The sequence below is a fragment of the Achromobacter sp. NFACC18-2 genome (assembly GCF_900108985.1).
Classification (GTDB): domain Bacteria; phylum Pseudomonadota; class Gammaproteobacteria; order Burkholderiales; family Burkholderiaceae_B; genus Achromobacter.
Genome location: NZ_FNYM01000009.1, coordinates 179232 through 198045 on the forward strand (window position 1 = coordinate 179232; position 18814 = coordinate 198045).

General features: G+C 66.3%; 16 protein-coding genes. 7 read left to right on the top strand and 9 right to left on the bottom strand.

Annotation, left to right across the window (positions count from 1 at the left end):
- Window positions 1–9 precede the first annotated feature (9 nt).
- Window positions 10–1350: a ParB/Srx family N-terminal domain-containing protein gene (locus BMW75_RS15925; RefSeq protein ID WP_092580679.1), complete on the bottom strand. Its 1341-nt coding sequence runs from the start codon at window positions 1348–1350 to the stop codon at window positions 10–12.
- A gap of 196 nt (window positions 1351–1546) precedes the next feature.
- Window positions 1547–2653 (bottom strand): porin, encoded by a 1107-nt coding sequence (locus BMW75_RS15930; RefSeq protein WP_092580681.1) that lies wholly within the window; start codon window positions 2651–2653, stop codon window positions 1547–1549.
- 253 nt (window positions 2654–2906) lie between these two features.
- Here BMW75_RS15930 and BMW75_RS15935 point away from each other — a divergent pair, with 253 nt between their 5' ends.
- From BMW75_RS15935 to BMW75_RS15945, 3 genes are all read left to right on the top strand, one after another.
- Window positions 2907–3560: an NUDIX hydrolase gene (locus BMW75_RS15935; protein WP_092580683.1), complete on the top strand. Its 654-nt coding sequence runs from the start codon at window positions 2907–2909 to the stop codon at window positions 3558–3560.
- 86 nt (window positions 3561–3646) lie between these two features.
- Window positions 3647–4489: a ribose-phosphate diphosphokinase gene (gene prs / locus BMW75_RS15940; protein WP_092580685.1), complete on the top strand. Its 843-nt coding sequence runs from the start codon at window positions 3647–3649 to the stop codon at window positions 4487–4489.
- An 18-nt stretch (window positions 4490–4507) separates the two neighbouring features.
- Complete coding sequence (locus BMW75_RS15945) at window positions 4508–6208, top strand: nicotinate phosphoribosyltransferase (RefSeq protein WP_092580687.1); 1701 nt, start codon at window positions 4508–4510, stop codon at window positions 6206–6208.
- 88 nt (window positions 6209–6296) lie between these two features.
- On the opposite strand, the gene BMW75_RS15950 is transcribed toward BMW75_RS15945, so the two are convergent.
- The 5 genes from BMW75_RS15950 to cyoA form a co-directional block, all read right to left on the bottom strand.
- Window positions 6297–7073 (bottom strand): SURF1 family protein, encoded by a 777-nt coding sequence (locus BMW75_RS15950; protein WP_092580689.1) that lies wholly within the window; start codon window positions 7071–7073, stop codon window positions 6297–6299.
- Complete coding sequence (cyoD, locus tag BMW75_RS15955) at window positions 7073–7495, bottom strand: cytochrome o ubiquinol oxidase subunit IV (protein ID WP_076516395.1); 423 nt, start codon at window positions 7493–7495, stop codon at window positions 7073–7075. Before cyoD ends, BMW75_RS15950 begins: the two co-directional genes overlap by 1 nt.
- Window positions 7492–8136 carry a cytochrome o ubiquinol oxidase subunit III gene (gene cyoC, locus BMW75_RS15960; RefSeq protein ID WP_076516393.1) on the bottom strand — a complete coding sequence of 215 codons (645 nt, stop codon included), beginning with the start codon at window positions 8134–8136 and terminating at the stop codon, window positions 7492–7494. Before cyoC ends, cyoD begins: the two co-directional genes overlap by 4 nt.
- Entirely contained in the window at window positions 8129–10132 is a 2004-nt protein-coding gene (gene cyoB / locus BMW75_RS15965) for a cytochrome o ubiquinol oxidase subunit I (protein ID WP_092580691.1), read from the bottom strand. Before cyoB ends, cyoC begins: the two co-directional genes overlap by 8 nt.
- A 63-nt stretch (window positions 10133–10195) precedes the next feature.
- A complete protein-coding gene (gene cyoA / locus BMW75_RS15970) occupies window positions 10196–11239 on the bottom strand; it encodes a ubiquinol oxidase subunit II (RefSeq protein WP_092580812.1) in 1044 nt (347 codons plus the stop codon).
- A gap of 234 nt (window positions 11240–11473) precedes the next feature.
- Between cyoA and BMW75_RS15975 the strand changes: the two genes are divergently transcribed.
- Entirely contained in the window at window positions 11474–12820 is a 1347-nt protein-coding gene (locus BMW75_RS15975; RefSeq protein ID WP_092580693.1) for an MFS transporter, read from the top strand.
- A gap of 18 nt (window positions 12821–12838) precedes the next feature.
- Here BMW75_RS15975 and BMW75_RS15980 read toward each other — a convergent pair whose 3' ends face one another.
- On the bottom strand, window positions 12839–13882 hold the full coding sequence (locus tag BMW75_RS15980; protein WP_092580695.1) for a histone deacetylase family protein: 1044 nt from the start codon (window positions 13880–13882) through the stop codon (window positions 12839–12841).
- 48 nt (window positions 13883–13930) lie between these two features.
- Complete coding sequence (locus BMW75_RS15985) at window positions 13931–14509, bottom strand: YdcF family protein (protein WP_076516386.1); 579 nt, start codon at window positions 14507–14509, stop codon at window positions 13931–13933.
- A gap of 126 nt (window positions 14510–14635) precedes the next feature.
- Here BMW75_RS15985 and BMW75_RS15990 point away from each other — a divergent pair, with 126 nt between their 5' ends.
- The 3 genes from BMW75_RS15990 (at window position 14636) to BMW75_RS16000 (ending at window position 18732) form a co-directional block, all read left to right on the top strand.
- Entirely contained in the window at window positions 14636–15142 is a 507-nt protein-coding gene (locus BMW75_RS15990) for a sigma-70 family RNA polymerase sigma factor (protein WP_092580697.1), read from the top strand.
- Complete coding sequence (locus BMW75_RS15995) at window positions 15129–16130, top strand: FecR family protein (protein WP_254792040.1); 1002 nt, start codon at window positions 15129–15131, stop codon at window positions 16128–16130. Before BMW75_RS15990 ends, BMW75_RS15995 begins: the two co-directional genes overlap by 14 nt.
- A 235-nt stretch (window positions 16131–16365) precedes the next feature.
- Window positions 16366–18732, top strand: coding sequence for a TonB-dependent siderophore receptor (locus BMW75_RS16000; RefSeq protein ID WP_175493185.1), 2367 nt, complete (start codon window positions 16366–16368; stop codon window positions 18730–18732).
- The last annotated feature ends 82 nt before the right edge of the window (window positions 18733–18814 follow it).

The following is an 18814-nucleotide window of genomic DNA, read 5'->3' on the forward strand; positions in this document are numbered from 1 at the left end:
GCCTTCACATCACCAGCCCCAGCACGTGCCCGCCGCGGGCTTGCCGCAAGTGCGGTAATTCACCGCGAACCACAGCTTGCCGGCCCCGCGCGGCGTGCCGTCGGACGTCTTGACATCGTTGCGCGGCAGGTCTTCCAGCGTGTCGCGCGCATCCTTGGTCGGCGAGCCGCTGTCGGCGTCCGGCTCCAGCGCGATGCGGCCCAGGCTGGCCGCGTCACGGTCTTCAAACACGATATCGGTGGCGTTGAGCGCAGTCATCCTGAGCGACGCATCGCGCACGGCGGCGGCATAGCTGTCGTTGGCCCCGGTGGGCTGGAGACTTTTGTTGAGCGTGCTCACGGCCAGGATCTCCGCGGGCGTGGCGGGCGCCTGCATCTTGTACTGCGCCAGATCCGGCAACTGTCCGGCAGAGACCTGGCGGCGCAGCCAGTCGCCCCACAGGAACTCGGCGAATTCGGGCAGGTTGCCGTTGCTGTAGGCGATATCGCGGGTGAAGTACACCAGCGAGCGGTAGCGGTCCTCCTGCATGCCGCCCGGCTCCTGCGCGCTGGGCAGCCCAAGGCGCGTGGGCAATTGGTCCACGGTGATGGGCTGGTTCTGGCCGTCGCGCAGCCAGGCGCGGCGTTCATCGACCATGCGTTGCCAGAAGGCGGCGGCGGTCGCCAGGTCGCTGTAATTGGCGTCGACCTTCACCCACACGGGCAGCGTCGCGCCGCCATCAAAGATCTCGCGCAGGGACGAAAAGGTGTGGTGGCCGTCGGTCAGGTAGAGATTGCCGTCCCAGCCCACCACCACCGTCTTCAAGTTGGCGGCGTGGGTGCCCGGCGCATCCAGGCAGGTAAACGTGTCGGGCTGGTCGAGCCGCGCGGCGCGGGCCTCGGCGATGCTCTGGAATTCCTGCGCGCGCTCGGTGCCGCCCATGTCTTCGCAGTAATCGTCGAACTTCTTGCCGACCGTGCGGTTCAGGTAATCCAGCTGCAGCGCCGGATCGGCCGCCCAGGTGGCGCGCTCGAAGTCGCCTTGCCAGCGCCCCAGCTTGTAGAAGATCTGGTCGTAGCCGATCGCGGCCTGGGTGGGGCGCAATTCCTCGATGCGCACGCGAATGACGTCGCCCGGCTTGGCCTGCAGGTAGGCCGTGTTGCGCGGCGGGGTCTCGGGACCGGGCGCCGGCGTTTCCGGCTGAGGCGCCGGGGTTTCGGCGACGGGGGGCAGCGCCTGGTCGTCATCGTCGCCGTCGCCGCCGCCATTGCAGGCAGCCAGGGCCAGCGGCAGCAGGGCCAGGGCAAAGGCGCGCATCAGGCGCGAAGGACGGAACAGGGGCGCAAGTTCGGACGGAAGACGAGAAGGCATGGCAGTTCTTGGGGGCTGCGATCAGTGAGGGAGGCCGATCATGCCGGACGCTTGTTTCCTGCGCATTGCACGTCACCACAATGCTTGCCGAGCTTAGGCCGCTTTGGGGGGCGGCGGCAAGGGGAGGGGCCGCTCGCCCAGGCGCGGGAAGGCCTGGGCGAAAAAGCCGGCCCGCGCGGGCCGGCTCTGCATCCGCTTAGAACTGGTGGCGGATGCCCACGCCCGCGGCGGTGCTCTTCAGGCCGTCGATGAACGCGTAGTCCGTGCCGTACGAGCCGTAGGCGTACAGGTTGGTGCGCTTGGACAGGTCGTAGGTGTAGCCCACGCTGTAGACGTTCATGTTGGCGTCGCCGCCCGTCAGCTTGTCATTGGACGGCGCCACGTGCTGCCACGAGGTGAACAGGCTGCCGGAAGCGCCCACGGGCAGGGTCGCGCCCAGCATGTAGGAGTTCGCCTTGAATCCGTCCACGAAGCGGTTGGTGCCGAACTCGTCGCTGAAGGGCGTACCGGCGGGCAGGTCCTGGCCCACGAACCAGCCGTCGGTGGTGCGGCCATAGGCCGCGGCCAGCTTGACCACTTCCAGGTCGTACGACACGCCCACGGCGTATTGGCGCGGCGTGGCGCCGTTGTCGATGGTGCTGCGGTTGGCGCCGTTCAACTGGTCGTAGGTCAGCGCCACGTTCAGCGGGCCTTGCACGTAGCGCAGGCCGGTGGTGATGCCGCGCGTGTTGTCGGCGGTGCGGAAACCGGTCTGGTCGGCCGTGGTGTCGTCCGCATTGAACGAGTAGCCGATGCCGAATTCAAAGCCGTTCACCGACGGCGTGCGGTACATGACCATGTTGTCCCAGCGCATGGTGTTGGCCGCGCTGAAACCCAGGCCCATGTTCGATTGGGTGTAGCTGGTGTAGAAGGGGTCGATGTCGGCCAGGTAGTTCGAGCCGATCGTGGCCTGGCGGCCGAATTCGAGCGAGCCCCACGCGTCGTTGGCCAGCCCGATGGTGGCCTGGCGGCCAAACAGGCGGCCCGACTGGGCGCGCTGGCCGTTGGCGGAGTCAAACCCGCTTTCCAGCTTGAAGACGGCGCGCAGGCCGTCCCCCAGATCTTCGGATCCGCGCAGGCCCCAGCGGGAGCCGGCCTGGATGCCGTTGATCATGCCGACCTTCGAGCCGTTGTAGCCATCGCCCTTGATCTTGTTGTAACCGAGGCCGGTGTCGATGACACCATAGAGAGTGACTGACGGTTCTGCCTGGGCAACGCCTGCAAAGGAAGCCAGCATTGCCGCGGCGAGCAGCGTCTTTTTCATCCGGAAAACTCCTGTGATACGGGGTGGAAAAAAGCAAAAGGAACACGGCGCGCAGTGTCAACCTGGCGGTGTTCCTCGGGCCATAGTGTAGAACAATGCGTTATTTGCCGTTATCAGGCGGCAATCTATAGATAATTTCAGTCAATTTTCAGGGACGTATTCCGCCGCCAAGCGCCCCGGCGGCACGCGCCGATTTGACCGTCCGGGCTCATAGTGGCATCTTGCCCAGAAGCTCAATCCTGGAACCCTACCGTTGGACTTTCCTCAGCCGCTCGTCACCGTCGACGCCGTCCTGCTCACCTTGCGCGATTCCGGCCTGGAAGTCGCGCTGCACCGGCGCGACCGCGAGCCGTGCCGCGACGCCATGGCCCTGCCGGGCGGGGTGGTGCACGCCGACGAGGACGCGTCCACCGAAGACAGCATCCGGCGCGTGCTGCGCGACAAGACCGGATTCGAGCCGCGCTACCTGGAACAGCTGCAGGTGTTTTCCGGCCCCGACCGCGATCCGCGGCAGTGGTCGCTGTCGGTGGCCTATGTGGCCCTGGTGCCCGCCGTCGAACTGGCCGCGGCCACGCGCGCGGAATTCCGCTTCGTCAGCGTGGACGCCTTGCCGCCCCTGGCGTTCGATCACGCCAAGATCGTGGGGGCGGCCGTCGCGCGCCTGCGCAGCAAGTCCACGTATTCGACGCTGCCGTTCTTTCTGCTGCCCGAGCGCTTCACGCTCACGCAACTGCAGCACACCTACGAAGCCATCCTGCGGACCCGCCTGGAAAAGTCCAACTTCCGCCGCAAGATGGAAGCCTGGGGGGCGCTGGAGGCCACCGACGAACACGTCGGGGGCGCGCAACGGCCGGCCCGGCTGTACCGGCTGAAGGACTTCACCTTCTTTGACCGCAGCGTCGGCTGATCCCCTTCTTCCACATAGTTGCATAAAGACAATAAGTAGGCCTATACTGGCGCCACTTAGTTTTGAAATGCCACTAAGGGACGATCATGTTCAGCATCACAGCGGTAATCGAAGGACAGGGCCAGACCGGTACGCCGGCCGCGTTCAAATTTCCGGGCGGCGAAATGCAGGTCACCGTGCCCGCCGGACTGCGCGCGCAGGCAGACGCCGCGCGCGAATTCCGCATCCATGCCCTGCTGAAGTCGGCCGACGACGTCATGCAGCTCCTGTTGCTGACCGATGCGCTGCGCCGCCTGAACCCCGCGGCGCCCGTGCACCTGGACATGCCCTACGTGCCCTACGCCCGCCAGGACCGCGTGTGCAACCCGGGCGAAGCCCTGGGCGCCGCGGTGTTCTGCAAGCTGATCAACGACCAGCAGTACGCCACCGTCACCATCGTGGAGCCGCACAGCGACGTCACGCCGGCGCTGCTGCAACGGGTGCGCGTCGTCGACGCCGCCGCCTTCCTGAAAAAGGCGCTGGCCGCGCCGGCCTTCGCCCAGGGCGTCACGCTGATGGCTCCGGACGCCGGCGCCCGCAAGCGCGTGCAGGCGCTGGCCAAGGCGCTGGGCGTAGCGGACGTGCGCTACGCGGAAAAGGTCCGCGATCCGCTGACCGGCCGCATCACTGAAACCCGCGTGCCCGACGATATCCCGGCCCAGCCGGTGCTGGTGGTCGATGACATCTGCGACGGCGGCCGCACCTTCCTGGAACTGGCCGCCGCCCTGCGCGACCGGACCCGCCAGCCGCTCTACCTGTACGTCACGCACGGCATCTTCAGCAAGGGCCTGGCGGAACTGAAATCCCGCTATGCCGAAATCTTCACCGCGTATGACTGGACGGCCACCGAAGGCGCCGCGTCCGGCCCCGCCGCCGTGCGGGTCAACTGAAACAAGAAGGAAATCGCCATGAATGCTCCCGACACCCCGGCCCGCGGCCTGAAGAACGGCCTGAATCCCTTTCTGCAGGCCGACTTCTACAAGACCGGCCACCCCTTCCAGTACCCCAAGGGCACCAACAAGATCCTGGCCAATTTCACCCCGCGCTCCGCGCGCCTGGCGCCGGTGCTGCCCGAACTGTTCGACCACAAGATCGTCTGGTTCGGCCTGCAGGGCTTCATCAAGGAAATCCTGATCGGCCTGTTCGACCGCGAATTCTTCGCCAAGCCCGCCAGCACCGCCGTGCGCCAGTACCAGCGGCGCGTGGACAACGCGCTGGGCAAGGGCGCGGTCACGGTGGACCACCTGCAGGCCCTGCACGAGCTGGGCTACCTGCCGCTGGAAATCCGCTCGGTGCCCGAGGGCGCACGCGTCGACATCCGCGTGCCGCCGGTCACCTTCATCAACACCCGGCCGGAATTCGCCTGGCTGGTGACCTATATCGAGACCCTGTTCAGCTGCGAATCCTGGAAGCCGTCGACCGTGGCCACCATCGCCTTCGAATACCGCAAGCTGCTGACGTATTTCGCGCGGCTGACCGGCAGCCCGATGGCGTTCGTGGATTGGCAGGGCCACGACTTCTCGATGCGCGGCATGGCGGGCCTGTACGATGCGCGCAAGTGCGGCGCGGGCCACTTGCTGTCGTTCACCGGCACCGACACCATCCCGGCCATCGACTACCTGGAAGACGTCTACAACGCGGATTCCGACCGCGAACTCATCGGCGGTTCCGTGCCCGCGACCGAACACTCCGTGATGTGCCTGGGCAGCAAGGAGGGGGAGATCGAAACCATCCGCCGCCTCGTGACGCAGGTCTATCCGGCCGGCATCGTGTCGGTGGTGTCGGACACCTGGGACTTCTGGCAGGTCGTGACCGACTTCGCCGCCGCCCTCAAGTCCGAGATCCTGGCCCGCCAGCCGGATGCGCTGGGCAACGCCAAGGTCGTGTTCCGTCCGGACTCCGGGGACCCCGTGAAGATCCTGACGGGCTATTTCTGCACGGACGTAGCCAGCGTGGAAGATCGCGCCGCCTTGCGGCAGGCGCGGGCCGACGGTTATGAGGCGGTGCGCGACACGGCCACGGGCACGTACTGGCTGCTGGCCGACGACGCGAGCGCGCAGCAGACCTTGCGCCCGGCGGAGGTGAAGGGCGCGGTGCAATGCCTGTGGGATACGTTCGGCGGCGAGGAAACCGACAAGGGCTACAAGCTCCTGAACCCGCGGGTCGGCCTGATCTACGGCGATTCGATCACCCTGACCCGGGCGCGCGACATCCTGGTCCGCCTGGAACGCAAGGGTTTCGCCTCGGGCAACGTGGTGCTGGGCATCGGCTCCTACACCTACCAGTACCTGACGCGCGACACGTTCGGCTGGGCGCTGAAGGCGACCTATGCCGAGGTCGATGGCGAGCCGCAGGAACTGGTGAAGGATCCGGTCACGGATTCCGGCGTGAAGAAGTCGGCCAAGGGTCTGCTGCGGGTCGACGAGACGTCCGACGGCTACGTGCTGCGCGACCAGCAGACGCCCGACCAGGCGGCAGGCGGGGCGCTGGCGCCGGTGTTCCGCGACGGCGCGTTGCTGGTCGAGCAGAGCCTGGCCCAGATCCGCGAACGGCTGCACGGCTCGTGGGTGTGCCCGGAACCGGGCAGCATCGCGTGGCCGCAACGGTGATCCGCCGCCGGCCCAGGTAATGCTCAATGAACCAAAAAAAGCGGCGCCTCGATGAACGGGCGCCGTTTTTTTTGCCTGGAACCGCGGGTCAGGGCCTGCGCGCGCGCCGCTCCTCGCGCACGAAGACCACCACCCCGACGATCACCATCAACGCCAGCGCATACCAGGTGATGGCATAGACCAGATGATTGTTCGGAAAGCTGATCACCGTCAGGCCGCCCACCGGCGCCTGGGCCGGGTCCTTGCCAGGACTGGAAGCCGCGTCCGCGTCGATGAAGTAGGGCGCCACGTCGGTCAGGCCGCGGGCCGCGGCGATGGCCGGAAGATCGCGCGAATACCAGAGGTTCGCGTCGGGGTCGTTGTTGCGCAGGAAGCCGCTGCCCGGTTCGCCCATGCGCAGGAACCCCGTGACCTGGGCCTGCGCGGGCGGCTGCGCGGTCTGGGCCTGGCTCTTGCGCCAGGCCGGCAGCACGAAGCCGCGGTTGACCAGCACCGTGCTGCCGTCCGCCAACTGCAGCGGCGTCATGACCCAGTAGCCGCTGCCCAGTTCGGTCGCGGCCTGCACCAGCGTCTGCTGGTCGAAATTGAAGGTGCCGGACGCGGACACGGGGCGGTACTCGGCGTTGTCGCGCGTGAGCTGGGCCCATTCGCTTTTGCCGGGCGCGGGCGTGGCCGGCGCATGGGCCCGCTCATCCACCTGCGCGATCAGCGCGCGCTTCCAGGCCAGCCGGTGCACCTGCCAGGTGCCCAGGGCGCACAGCCCGGCGAAGACGGCGGCAGCCAGCAACCCCAGGATGACCAGGGTTGCCTTGCTGCGCGGATTACGGGAGGTGTCGCGTGAAGAAATGTCTTTGACTGCTGCCATCAGGGCATCTTGCGCATGTCATGCGTGGACATGGGCATCATGTTGGAGTTCAAGTGATACATGATCCAGATGGATCCGCTGAGCGTAATGACGACCAGCACCAACGTGAATATTAACGCCAACATGTTCCAGCCGCTTTCGGACTTGGTGTCCATGTGCAGGAAGTAGACGATGTGGACCACGATCTGCACGACGGCGAAGGCCAGTATCACCAGGCCCGTGACGCGCGAGCTGTCGATGACGCGGTCCATGACCAGCCAGAAGGGAATCGCGGTCAGGATGGCCGCCAGCACAAAGCCGGTCAGGTAGCTCTTGAGGGTGCCGTGGGCGGCGCCGTCGTCGTCGTGGTGGTCGTCGTGTCCGCCATGGCCGTGATGGCCGCCGTGGCCGGTGTCGGCCAGGTTATCCATGTGCGACGTCATGGCAGCACTCCCATCAGATACACGAAGGTGAACACGCCCACCCAGATCAGGTCCAGGAAGTGCCAGAACATCGACAGGCACATCAGGCGGCGGCGGTTTTCGGGGATCAGGCCGTGCATGCGCACCTGCAGCATCATCGTCACCAGCCAGACGATGCCGAACGTGACGTGCAGCCCGTGGGTGCCGACCAGCGTGAAGAAGGCCGACAGGAAGGCGCTGCGCTGCGGGCCGGCGCCCTGGTGGATCAGGTGCCAGAACTCGTACAGTTCCAGCGACAGGAAGCCCAGGCCCAGGATGCCCGTCACCGCCAGCCAGCCCTGCGTCGCGCCGATGCGGTTGCGCCGCATCTCCAGCATGGCAAAGCCATACGTGATGGACGACAGCAGCAGCAGCGTCGTGTTCACCGCCACCAGCGGCAGGTCGAACAGGTCTGCGCCGGAAGGGCCCGCGGCGAAGCTGCGGCCCAGCACGCCGTAGACCGCGAACAGGCAGGCGAAGATGAGGCAGTCGCTCATCAGGTAGATCCAGAACCCGAGCAGCGTGCCGTTCTTGGGATGATGTTCGCCGGGAACGTAAAAGACGGGTTCCTGGGCGGCCGGCGCCGCGCCGCCGGGCAGGGTGTGGGCGAGGGTATCAGACATGTTGCGCTAGCAGCCTCGTGCGGGCGTCTTCCGTGGCGACGACCTGTTCGGTCGGCACGTAGTAGTCGCGCTTGTAGTTGAAGGTATGGATGATCGACACCAGGATCAGCGCCGCGAAGGACAGCACGACGAGCGGCCACATGTGCCAGATCAGCGCAAAGCCCATGACCACGCTGATCCCCGCCAGCACGATGCCCGCCCAGGTGTTCTTCGGCATGTGGATCGGGATGAAGCCCTGTTGCGGACGCTGGTAGCCGTGCTGCTTCATCTGCCACCACGCGTCCAGGTCATGCACCCGCGGCGTGAACGCGAAGTTGTACACGGGCGGGGGCGACGACGTGGACCATTCCAGCGTGCGGCCGTCCCAGGGGTCGCCCGTGGTGTCGCGCAGTTCCTCGCGGCGGCGGTAGCTCACCACCAATTGGATGATGAAGCTGGCGATGCCGCAGGCGATCAGCAGCGCGCCGAAGGCCGCGATCTGGAACCAGATCTGCAGCGACATGTCCTCGAAGTGATTCACGCGGCGCGTCACGCCCATCAGGCCCAGCACATACAGCGGCATGAAGGCGACGTAAAAGCCCACCAGCCAGAACCAGAACGAGCACTTGCCCCAGAACGGATCGAGCTTGTAGCCGAAGGCCTTGGGAAACCAGTACGTGATGCCGGCCATCAGGCCGAACAGCACGCCGCCGATGATCACGTTGTGGAAGTGCGCGATGAGGAACAGGCTGTTGTGCAGCGCGAAGTCGGCGGGCGGCACCGCCAGCAGCACGCCCGTCATGCCGCCGATCACGAAGGTCACCATGAAGCCGATCGTCCACAGCATCGGGACTTCAAAGCGGATGCGCCCGCGGTACATGGTGAACAGCCAGTTGAAGATCTTGGCGCCCGTCGGGATCGAGATGATCATTGTCGTGATCCCGAAGAACGAGTTCACGCTGGCCCCCGATCCCATGGTGAAGAAGTGGTGCAGCCAGACCAGGTAGGACAGCACGGTGATGACGACCGTGGCGTACACCATGGACGCGTAGCCGAACAGCCGCTTGCGGCAGTAGGTGGACACCACTTCGGAAAAGATGCCGAACGCGGGCAGGATCAGGATGTAGACCTCGGGGTGGCCCCAGATCCAGATCAGGTTCACGTACATCATGGCGTTGCCGCCGAAGTCCGCCGTGAAGAAGTTGGTGCCGACGTAGCGGTCCATGGTCAGCAGCGCCAGCACCGCCGTCAGCACGGGGAAGGCGGCCACGATCAGCACGTTGGTGCACAGCGCGGTCCAGGTGAAGATCGGCATGCGCATCATCGTCATGCCCGGCGCGCGCATCTTCACAATGGTGACCAGCAGGTTCACGCCCGACAGCAGCGTCCCCACGCCCGCGATCTGCAGGGCCCAGATGTAGTAATCGACCCCGACGTCCGGACTGTGCAGAATGCCCGATAAGGGGGGATACGCAAGCCAGCCCGTGCGCGCGAACTCGCCCACGAACAGCGACATCATCACCAGGATCACCCCGCCCGTCGTCATCCAGAAACTGAAGTTGTTCAGGAACGGAAACGCGACGTCGCGCGCGCCGATCTGCAGCGGGACGATGTAGTTCATCAGCCCGGTGACCAGCGGCATCGCCACGAAGAAGATCATGATCACGCCATGCGCCGTGAAGATCTGGTCGTAGTGATGCGGCGGCAGGTAACCCATGGAATCGCCGAAGGCCACCGCCTGCTGCCCGCGCATCATGATGGCATCGGCAAAGCCGCGCAGCAGCATCACGATGCCCAGGATCACGTACATGATGCCGATCTTCTTGTGGTCGATGCTGGTGAACCACTCGTGCCACAGGTAGCCCCACTTCTTGTAGTAGGTCACGGAGCCCAGCACCACGATGCCGCCCGCCGCCACCATGAAGAACGTGCCCAGCAGGATGGGATCGTGGAAGGGAATGGCGTCCCAGGTCAGTCGCCCGAAGATCAGCTTGGTGAGGTCAGGTTGATCAGGCATCTCGATTCCAGCAAAAAGACCGCGTTGACATGGACCACGTGCCGCGCCGCAAAACCTGCCGTGCTACAGCACCAATCCCTCGGTGGCCGTGCACATGGAGCCGACGTACTTGCGCGGCGGCGTTTCCGTCAGCCCCAGGCGCTCGCGCATCCGGGGATCCATCGTGGTGACGTTGTGCGCGCCGGGGATGCCGGCGCCGCCTTGCGCGTCGATGGCCATGGCGTCGCGCATGCACATGCGGTTGGGTTCGACGCAGCGGTTCACGATGGCGTCGAACAGGCCCGGGGCGACCGTGGCGTAATGCTGGACGGGATTGCGCTCGCTGGGTTGCTCGAGCTTCAGGTAGGCCTCGCGGCTGAGCGCGGCCGCCGACGTGCGCGCCTGCGCGACCCAGTCGTCGAAACCTTTCTGGTCCATGCCATGGAACCGGAAGCGCATGCCGGAAAAACCCGAGCCGCTGAAGTTGGCCGACAGGCCTTCGTATTCGCCGGGATGGTTGATGACGGCGTGCAGGGTGGTCTGCATGCCCGGCATCGCGTAGATCTGGCCGGCCAGCGCGGGCACGAAGAACGAGTTCATCACCGAGGACGAGGTGATCTTGAACTGGATGGGACGGTCGACCGGCGCGGCCATTTCATTTACGGCCGCAATGCCCTGCTCGGGATACAGAAAGAGCCACTTCCAGTCCAGCGCGACGACTTCGACGACCAGGGGCTTGGTGCCCGCCGGCACCTCGCGGCCTTCGGACAGGCGCGCCAGCGGACGGTAGGGATCGAGCTGGTGCGTGCTGACCCACGTCAGCGCGCCCAGGGCAATGATGATCAACAGCGGCGCGGCCCAGATCAGCAACTCCAGCATGGTGGAGTGGTTCCAGTCGGGGTCGTAGGCGGCATCCTTGTTGCTGGCGCGATAGCGCCATGCGAACAGCAGCGTCAGGATGATCACCGGCACGATGATGATGAGCATCAAGCCGGTGGAAATGATGATCAGGTTGCGTTGTTGCACGGCCACGTCGCCGGATGGCGAGAGCAGGACCGCATTGCACCCGGCAAGCAGCGGCAGGGCGGCAATCAGGATAAATCCGCGGAGCCTTGGGAAGCACGACATGGCCATACCCCGAAACGTAACCGTGGGAAGTAAACGAAACACTACGCTGGAAGCCGCGAAAAATCTAGGGTAAAAAGAGCAAAAGTATGCACGGGAACGCGTACGGGGCAGTCCTGGGCCAAGGGCCTTGCGGCTTGCCGTGTGATGGGCGTAACGTGCTGCAGGTGTGTTGCAAGATCGTAGACAAGGCGTGTTCAACCTTCGCGTGTTCAACCTTCTTTTGCGAGCGAACCCATGTCGACCACCACGCAGTATCCTGGTCAGCCTGCTCCCGGTCCCGCTCCCGTTCCCGGGCCTGGGGCGATCAGCGGCGGAACCAGCCACGCCAAGGTGGCTCCCGGTGAGATCGCCGTCGGCGTGGTCGTCGGACGCGCCTCTGAATACTTCGATTTTTTCGTCTTCGGCATCGCGTGCGTGCTGGTTTTTCCGAAGGTGTTCTTTCCCTTCGAAGCGCCGCTGGAAGGCACGTTGTGGGCCTTCGTCATCTTCTCCTTTGCGTTCATCATGCGGCCCATCGGCACGGCCCTGTCCATGGCGATTCAGCGTCGCTTCGGACGCGCCACCAAGCTGACGGTCGCGCTGTTCGTGCTGGGAACCGCGACCGTGGGCATGGCCTTCCTGCCCGGCTACAACTCCATCGGCGTGCACGCCATCACCTTGCTGGCGGTGTTCCGTTGCCTGCAGGGGCTGGCCTTCGGCGGGTCCTGGGACGGCTTGCCGTCGCTGCTGGCGCTGAACGCGCCGCCCAATCGCCGGGGGTGGTACGCGATGATGGGGCAGTTGGGCGCGCCCGTCGGCTTCATGGTGGCCAGCGCGCTCTTTCTCTATCTGCACCTGACGCTGACGCAGGCGGACTTCCTGGACTGGGGCTGGCGGTATCCCTTCTTCGTCGCCTTCGCGATCAACGTGGTGGCGCTGTTTGCGCGGCTGCGGCTGGTGGTCACCGAGGAATACACGCAACTGCTTGAAGAAGGCGAGCTCGAGCCCATCAGCATCCGCGAGATCGTCAGCCAGCAGGGCTACAACCTCTTCATCGGCGCCTTCGCCGCGCTGGCGAGCTACGCGCTGTTCCACCTCGTCACTGTTTTTCCGCTGTCGTGGATCGCTGTCAGCGGCACGCAACAGATTTCCGATGTGTTGGTCGTGCAGATCATCGGCGCGGTAATCGGCATCCTGGGCACGATCGCATCGGGCTGGCTGGCCGACCGCATCGGGCGGCGCACCACGCTCGGGCTGCTTGCCATGCTGATCGGCGTGTTCGCGGTCGTCGCGCCCTGGTTGCTGGGCGGCGGACCCAAAGCGCAGGATGCGTTCATCCTGATCGGCTTCGCATTGCTGGGACTGTCTTACGGGCAGGCGTCTGGCACGGTCACCGCGAACTTCACGCGCCGCTTCCGCTATACCGGCGCGGCGCTCACGTCCGACATGGCCTGGCTGGTCGGCGCGGCGTTCGCGCCGCTGGTGGCGCTGGGCCTGTCGGCGCGCTTCGGGCTGGTGGCCGTGAGCGTCTACCTGTTGTCCGGCGTGGCGTGCACCTTGCTGGCGCTGCGCGTCAACAAGGTGTTGGAAACGCGCGATTGACCGAACCGCCCGCCGCCATCACCCCAGATACCCCTCCAGCACGTTCGCCACGTTGATGCCCACGTCGGCGACCGCATAGCCGCCTTCCATCGTGAACACGGCAGGCAGGCCCAGGCCGGCCAGCATGCGCCCGACCTGCAGATAGTCGGCGCTTTTCAGCTTGAACTTGGAGATCGGATCGCCTTCGTAGGTATCCACGCCCAGCGCGATGACCAGCGCATCGGGCTTGAATGCGCGCACCGCGTCCAGGCCTTGCCGCAGGGCGGCCGTCCATGCCGCGAAGTCGCTGCCGGCAGGCAAGGGCAGGTTCAGGTTGCAGTGATGGCCCGCGCCTTCGCCGCGCTCGTCGGCGTAACCCAGGTAGAACGGATATTCCGTGGTCGGATCGCCATGGACCGATACGGTGAGCACGTCGCCGCGCGCATTGAAAATGCTCTGCGTGCCGTTGCCGTGGTGATAGTCCACATCGACGACGGCAACGCGCTGCGCGCCCGCGTCGCGCAGCGCCTGGGCCGCCAGCGCCGCGTTGTTCAGAAAGCAATACCCGCCGAAGAAATCCGGCCCGGCGTGATGGCCGGGCGGCCGGGTCAGCGCCATGGCCGCGCGCAGGCCCTGGCCGGCGGACACGGCGCGGGCGGCGTCGATGGCGCACGCGGCGCCGGCCGTGGCGGCTTCCCATGTCCCGGCCGTCAGGGGACAGCCGCTATCGAACGAGAACAGGCCGACACGGGCGGCGAAATTCGTGGGCTCGACGTCGTGGCGAAAGCCGCGCACGGGCCAGATCGACGGCAGCACGTCCAGGTCGGCATTGGCCGGGTCCAACGCGATCCATTCGTTCCAGGCGCTTGCCAGGAAGTCGACATAGCGCGGCGTATGCACCCGCTTGATGAGATCCATGTCGGGGCCGCCCGGCGCGCGCAATTGGCCGATGCCGCGCTGGCGCAGCGCGTCCAGCACGAATTCCAGCCGGGCAGGCGTTTCGTGGCAGGGCACCAGTTTGCCGCGGAACATCTCGTGGCGACCGCTGTGTTTGTCGTGGACGGGGTTGTGGAAGATCAGCACGATGAAAGGTCCTGGAGTGATCGGGCCTGGCAAGCGGACGCGCCGCCGCTACAGGGGCCGGAAAATATACAGCGCCACGGCGGGCACCTCACGGAAAATCGAATACAGGTCGCGCACTTCGAAAAATGCCGGATAGCCGCCGCCGACCTCGGCCACGCCGTGACGCTTGAGCGCCAGCATCGTGCGCGGCACATGGAAGTACTGCGTCACGGCAAGCGCGCGGGTGTAGCCGTGTTCGCGCATGTAGGCGCTGGCGTGGCGGGCGGTGGCCCAGGTGTCGACGCCGGCGCTGTCGACGATGATGCGATCGGCGGGCACGCCGCGCGCCAGCAGGTAGTCGCGCATGGCGGCGGCCTCGTCCGTTCCGGCCGGATCCACGCCGCCACTGACAAACAGCATGCGGCATTGCGATGCGGCGTAGCAGTCATAGGCGCGGTCCAGCCGCGCGGCCAGGCGCGGCGAGGGCTGGCCGTCGGCCTGCACGGTGTTGCCGAGCACGACGGCCACGTCGGCGTTGCGCGCGCCCGCCACAAGGCCGGTTGCGGCCAGCGCCGCCGCGGCCAGCAGCACGCACGCTGCCAAGGCCATCAAGGCGCGCGCCGCGAATCTCGGAGTCTTGAATGTCATGGGTGTGCCGATGGGGAGGCAAGGGCAGGAGCTTACGGCAAAAGACAGGGCGGGTTCATTTGCCGTAATGAGAATCATGATTGATAATGCCGGCCTCTTCGCCCGCGATCCGCTTGCTCCTCTGCCATGTCCCGCCCACCGCCGTCCGAAAAAGGCTGGCTCGCGCATTATCGCGGGCTGATCGGGACATGGACGCGGCGCAGCGCAAGCCGGCACGACGCCGAAGACGCCGCGCATGACGTCGTGGCCAACATGCTGCGCAATGGCGAATCGGCCGTGCTGGATCCGAAGGCGTATTTGTACGGCGCCAGTCAGAACCGCCTGAACGGCGAGTTCCGCCGCCAGTCCCGGCGTGAGGTGCTCAGCCTGGATGCGTTGACGGACGCCGAGCATCCCGCGCAGGGCGATCCCGAGTCCTCGATCCGGGCGGCGCAGCTGGCCGATGCGCTAAAGTCGGCGCTGGCCGAACTGCCGCTGAAATGCCAGCAGGTGTTCCTCTGGAACAAGCTCGAGGGCTACACGCAGGCCGAAATCGCCCAGAAACTCGGGTTGACGCAAAGCATGGTCGAGAAATACATGAAGCGCGCGCTCACCCATATCCATGACCGGTTGCAAGATCATGCCCCGCACTGATTCCCGCGTGGACGCATCCCGCAGGCCCGCGTCGCCGCGCGACCAGGCGGCGCACTGGTTCGCGCGCGAGCGGCTGGGGCAGCTTGACGATGCGCAGCGGCGGGCGTTTGACGCGTGGCTGGCGGCGGATCCGGAGCACCAGCGCCAGTACCGCGCGATGCAGGCGGTGTGGCGCGTCGCGGACCGCCTGCCGGAAGACGAGATGCGCGAGATCCTGGCTCTGTCCGATGACGCGCCCGCGCGGCCGAGCCGGCGCAGGTTCGCCGTTGGGCTGTCGGCCGCGTGTGCCCTGACGCTGGCCGCCGGTGTGATCGCCCCGCGGCTGTGGTCCCCGGCGGCCGGCTTCACACAGTCGCTGGCGACCGCGCGGGGCGAGCGCAAGCGCGTCGCGTTGCCCGATGGCTCGCTGGTGGAACTGAATACGGACACGCAGATCCAGGTCGCGCTCTATGCGGACCGGCGCGAAATCGACCTGCTGACGGGCGAGGCCTTGTTCACGGTCAGTCCCGATGCGGCGCGGCCCTTCACGGTCAACGCGGGCGCGGCGCAGGTGCGGGTGACCGGCACGCGCTTCAATGTCCGCCGCGAGGGGGACGCCGTGGCGCTGGCGGTGGACGAGGGCAGCGTGGCGTTTTCCGCGGGATCATGGTGGAACAGGACCACGCGCCACTTGACGGCGGGCTTTGCCGCCCGCTACGCGCCCGGCGCGCCGTTGGCCGCGCCGCACCAGGAAAACGTGGCGGCGATCACGGCCTGGCAGCGAGGCCGGCTGGTGTTTCGCGACACCCCGCTGTCGCAGGTCGTGGCAGAGCTGAACCGCTATCTGCGCACCCCGCTGCGGATCGACGACCGCAAGCTTGCGCAACTGCGCGTGGCCGGCACGTTGCCGATCGACGAGCCCGAGTCGGTCCTGGACGTGCTGCCCCACATTGCGCCCGTGATCGTGCTGTATCCCGCCGGGGGCGGCGCGGTGCTGGCGCCTCGCTAGCGGCCCTCGCCGCGCGGGGGCGCCGACGCCATGACGGCGTAAGCACGGTCGAGCCGTCGCGGAATCATTTTGTTTCAAATATTCTATCGAGAATCATTCCGGTTTTTTCCGACCCCCGGCGTCTATCCGGTGAAAGGGGCCGTGCTCGCAAGCCGATAACGACCCCGGAAGCAACCTTTGGCCAAGGGTGTCGGGCGCTCAATGCGCGGGCAGTTGTACTGGAATTTTTCTTCTGATGATGGACAAGCAAGTTACGCCGCACGCTGCGGCGCGCAAGGCCGCGAAGCGCGGTGCGCAGGGCGTCTGCGGCGCCCTGGCGATTTCCCTGGCGTTGGCGTGGGGCGCCATGCCCAACGAGGCCGTGGCGCAGACGGCGCCCGTGCAGATCAGCATTGCCGCGCAGCCGCTGGGCGACGCGCTGATCCAGTTGGGCGAGCAAGCGTCGCTGGTGATCTTCTATCTGCCCGAGACCGTGCGCGGCCGCACCGCGCCGGCGGTGTCGGGACGCTTGACGCCCGACGACGCGCTGCGCCGGCTGCTGGCCGGCAGCGGTGTCGCGTTTCAGCGTGACGGACGCAATGTCTCGCTGACCGCCTCCGGCGCCTCCGCCCAGCTGGAGCCCGTGACGGTGCATGGCGTCGCGGTGGGCACGGCGGACAGCTTCGTCGCGCTTTCCAGCCAGAGCGGCAAGCTGGATGTGCCGCTGATCGAGACGCCCCGTTCGGTGTCGATCGTGACGCAGGAGCAGCTCAAGGTCCTGGCGCCGCGCAGCCTGGAAAGCGCACTGGCCTACACGCCCGGCGTGCAGACCGAGGTGTCGGGGTCGAGCGATACGCGGATGACGGGCGCCGTAATCCGCGGGTTCAGCGACGGCAGCGCCTATTTCAAGGACGGTCTGAAGCAGCCGTCGACGGGCACGTATGCGTCGTGGAACGACAACATCGAAGAGCTCGACAGCATCGAGGTGCTGAAGGGGCCCGCTTCGGTGCTGTTCGGCCAGGGGAGGCCGGGCGGCGTCATCAACGTGATTTCCAAGCGGCCCTCGGCAGATCACGTCAACAGCGTGGGCGCCAGCTACGGCACGTACAACCGCCGCCAGCTCACGGCGGACCTGGGCGGCGCGTTCGACGCCGACCAGAAGGTGCTGTATCGCCTGAACGTGCTGGGCCGCGACAGCGACGGCCGCACGGACGGCTCGCGCGACGACCGGATTTCCGTGGCGCCGTCGATCCTGTGGAACATCACGAACCAGACCCGGCTGACCGTGCTGGGCACGTATTCCAAGGAGCGCGCCACGCCCAAGAGCTGGTGGCCCAATCTCTACACCTATCCGGAGATCGGCGACCTGCCGTTGAGCCGCACCGCCGGCGATCCGGATTTCGACCGTTTCGACCGCGACACGAAGTCCATCGGCTACGCCTTCGAGCACGACACGGACAACGGCTGGCGCCTGCGCCAGAACCTGCGCTATTCCGAGATCGACATCGACTACCGGCACATCTACGCGATGGACCTGCTGGAAGACAGGCGCACCGTCACGCGCGCCAGCCTGGCCCAGCGCACGAACGGCAAGACGCTCGCCGTGGACAGCCGCGCCTCGCGCGACTTCCAATGGGGCGAGCTGCAGCATACCTTCGCGGTGGGCGTGGACTACCTGCGCTACAAGGAAAACGATGCGCTGGGCTTCGGATGGGACGTGCCGAACCTGGACATCTACGCGCCCGTCTATGGCCAGCAGATCGACTATCCCGACATGGATCCGTCGCGCACCGATTTGAAGCAGACGGGCATCTACACGCTGAACCAGCTCAAGTGGAACCGGTGGGTCGGCAACGTGAGCCTGCGGCGCGACTTCGTGCGCACCCACCTGAGCAGCACCACGCAGCCGCGGATCAACGACGCCGCCACCACGGGCAGCGTCGGCGTGCTCTATCTCTTTGACAACGGTGTGGCGCCCTATGTCAGCTATTCGACGGCGTTCGATCCGATCACGGGCCAGCAATTCGACGGCACGGCGTTCAAGCCGCGCGAGGGCAAACAGTACGAAATCGGTTTGAAGTACCAGCCGCCGGGCACCGATGCGCTCCTGACCGCGGCGGTCTTCGATATCCGCCAGACCAACGTGACGACGCAGGATCCGGACCATCCGCGCTTCAGTGTGCAGACCGGCGAGGTGCGGTCCACCGGCATCGAGCTGGAGGCGAAGTTCCCGCTGTCGCGCGAACTCAGCGTGATGGCCGGCTACACCTACATCGACCCGCGCACGACCAAGAGCAACCGGCTGCAGGACGTGGGCCGCCAGCTCACCCAGACCGCGCGCCAGACGGCAAGCCTGTGGCTGGATTATCGGCCGCGGCAGGTGCCGGGCCTGATGCTGGGCGGCGGCCTGCGCTATCGCGGCAAGGCGCCGCTGAACACCGCGGCGGACGGCAGCACGCCCTACAACCCGGCGTTCACGCTGGCGGACGTGGCCATCGCCTACGAGACGCCGCGCTACCGCATCGCCCTGAACGTCAACAACGTGTTCGACAAGCGCTACTACACCTACACGTTCCGCGGCATGGAGCGCGAAGCGATGTTGAGCCTGAACTACTACTGGTAGCGGGACGGGGACGGGGACGGAGACGGTCCTGGCCCGCGCGCTTGCGGGTAAGCGAGCAGTGCGTGCCTGCGCGCGCTCGTTC

Excerpts from the sequence above, each read along its gene's own strand:
- BMW75_RS15925 (WP_092580679.1), bottom strand. The coding sequence starts at position 1,350 with ATGCCTTCTCGTCTTCCGTCCGAACTTGCGCCCCTGTTCCGTCCTTCG.
- BMW75_RS15930 (WP_092580681.1), bottom strand. The coding sequence starts at position 2,653 with ATGAAAAAGACGCTGCTCGCCGCGGCAATGCTGGCTTCCTTTGCAGGC.
- prs (WP_092580685.1), top strand. The coding sequence starts at position 3,647 with ATGTTCAGCATCACAGCGGTAATCGAAGGACAGGGCCAGACCGGTACG.
- BMW75_RS15945 (WP_092580687.1), top strand. The coding sequence starts at position 4,508 with ATGAATGCTCCCGACACCCCGGCCCGCGGCCTGAAGAACGGCCTGAAT.
- BMW75_RS15950 (WP_092580689.1), bottom strand. The coding sequence starts at position 7,073 with ATGGCAGCAGTCAAAGACATTTCTTCACGCGACACCTCCCGTAATCCG.
- cyoD (WP_076516395.1), bottom strand. The coding sequence starts at position 7,495 with ATGACGTCGCACATGGATAACCTGGCCGACACCGGCCACGGCGGCCAT.
- cyoC (WP_076516393.1), bottom strand. The coding sequence starts at position 8,136 with ATGTCTGATACCCTCGCCCACACCCTGCCCGGCGGCGCGGCGCCGGCC.
- cyoB (WP_092580691.1), bottom strand. The coding sequence starts at position 10,132 with ATGCCTGATCAACCTGACCTCACCAAGCTGATCTTCGGGCGACTGACC.
- cyoA (WP_092580812.1), bottom strand. The coding sequence starts at position 11,239 with ATGTCGTGCTTCCCAAGGCTCCGCGGATTTATCCTGATTGCCGCCCTG.
- BMW75_RS15975 (WP_092580693.1), top strand. The coding sequence starts at position 11,474 with ATGTCGACCACCACGCAGTATCCTGGTCAGCCTGCTCCCGGTCCCGCT.
- BMW75_RS15985 (WP_076516386.1), bottom strand. The coding sequence starts at position 14,509 with ATGACATTCAAGACTCCGAGATTCGCGGCGCGCGCCTTGATGGCCTTG.
- BMW75_RS15990 (WP_092580697.1), top strand. The coding sequence starts at position 14,636 with ATGTCCCGCCCACCGCCGTCCGAAAAAGGCTGGCTCGCGCATTATCGC.
- BMW75_RS15995 (WP_254792040.1), top strand. The coding sequence starts at position 15,129 with ATGCCCCGCACTGATTCCCGCGTGGACGCATCCCGCAGGCCCGCGTCG.
- BMW75_RS16000 (WP_175493185.1), top strand. The coding sequence starts at position 16,366 with ATGATGGACAAGCAAGTTACGCCGCACGCTGCGGCGCGCAAGGCCGCG.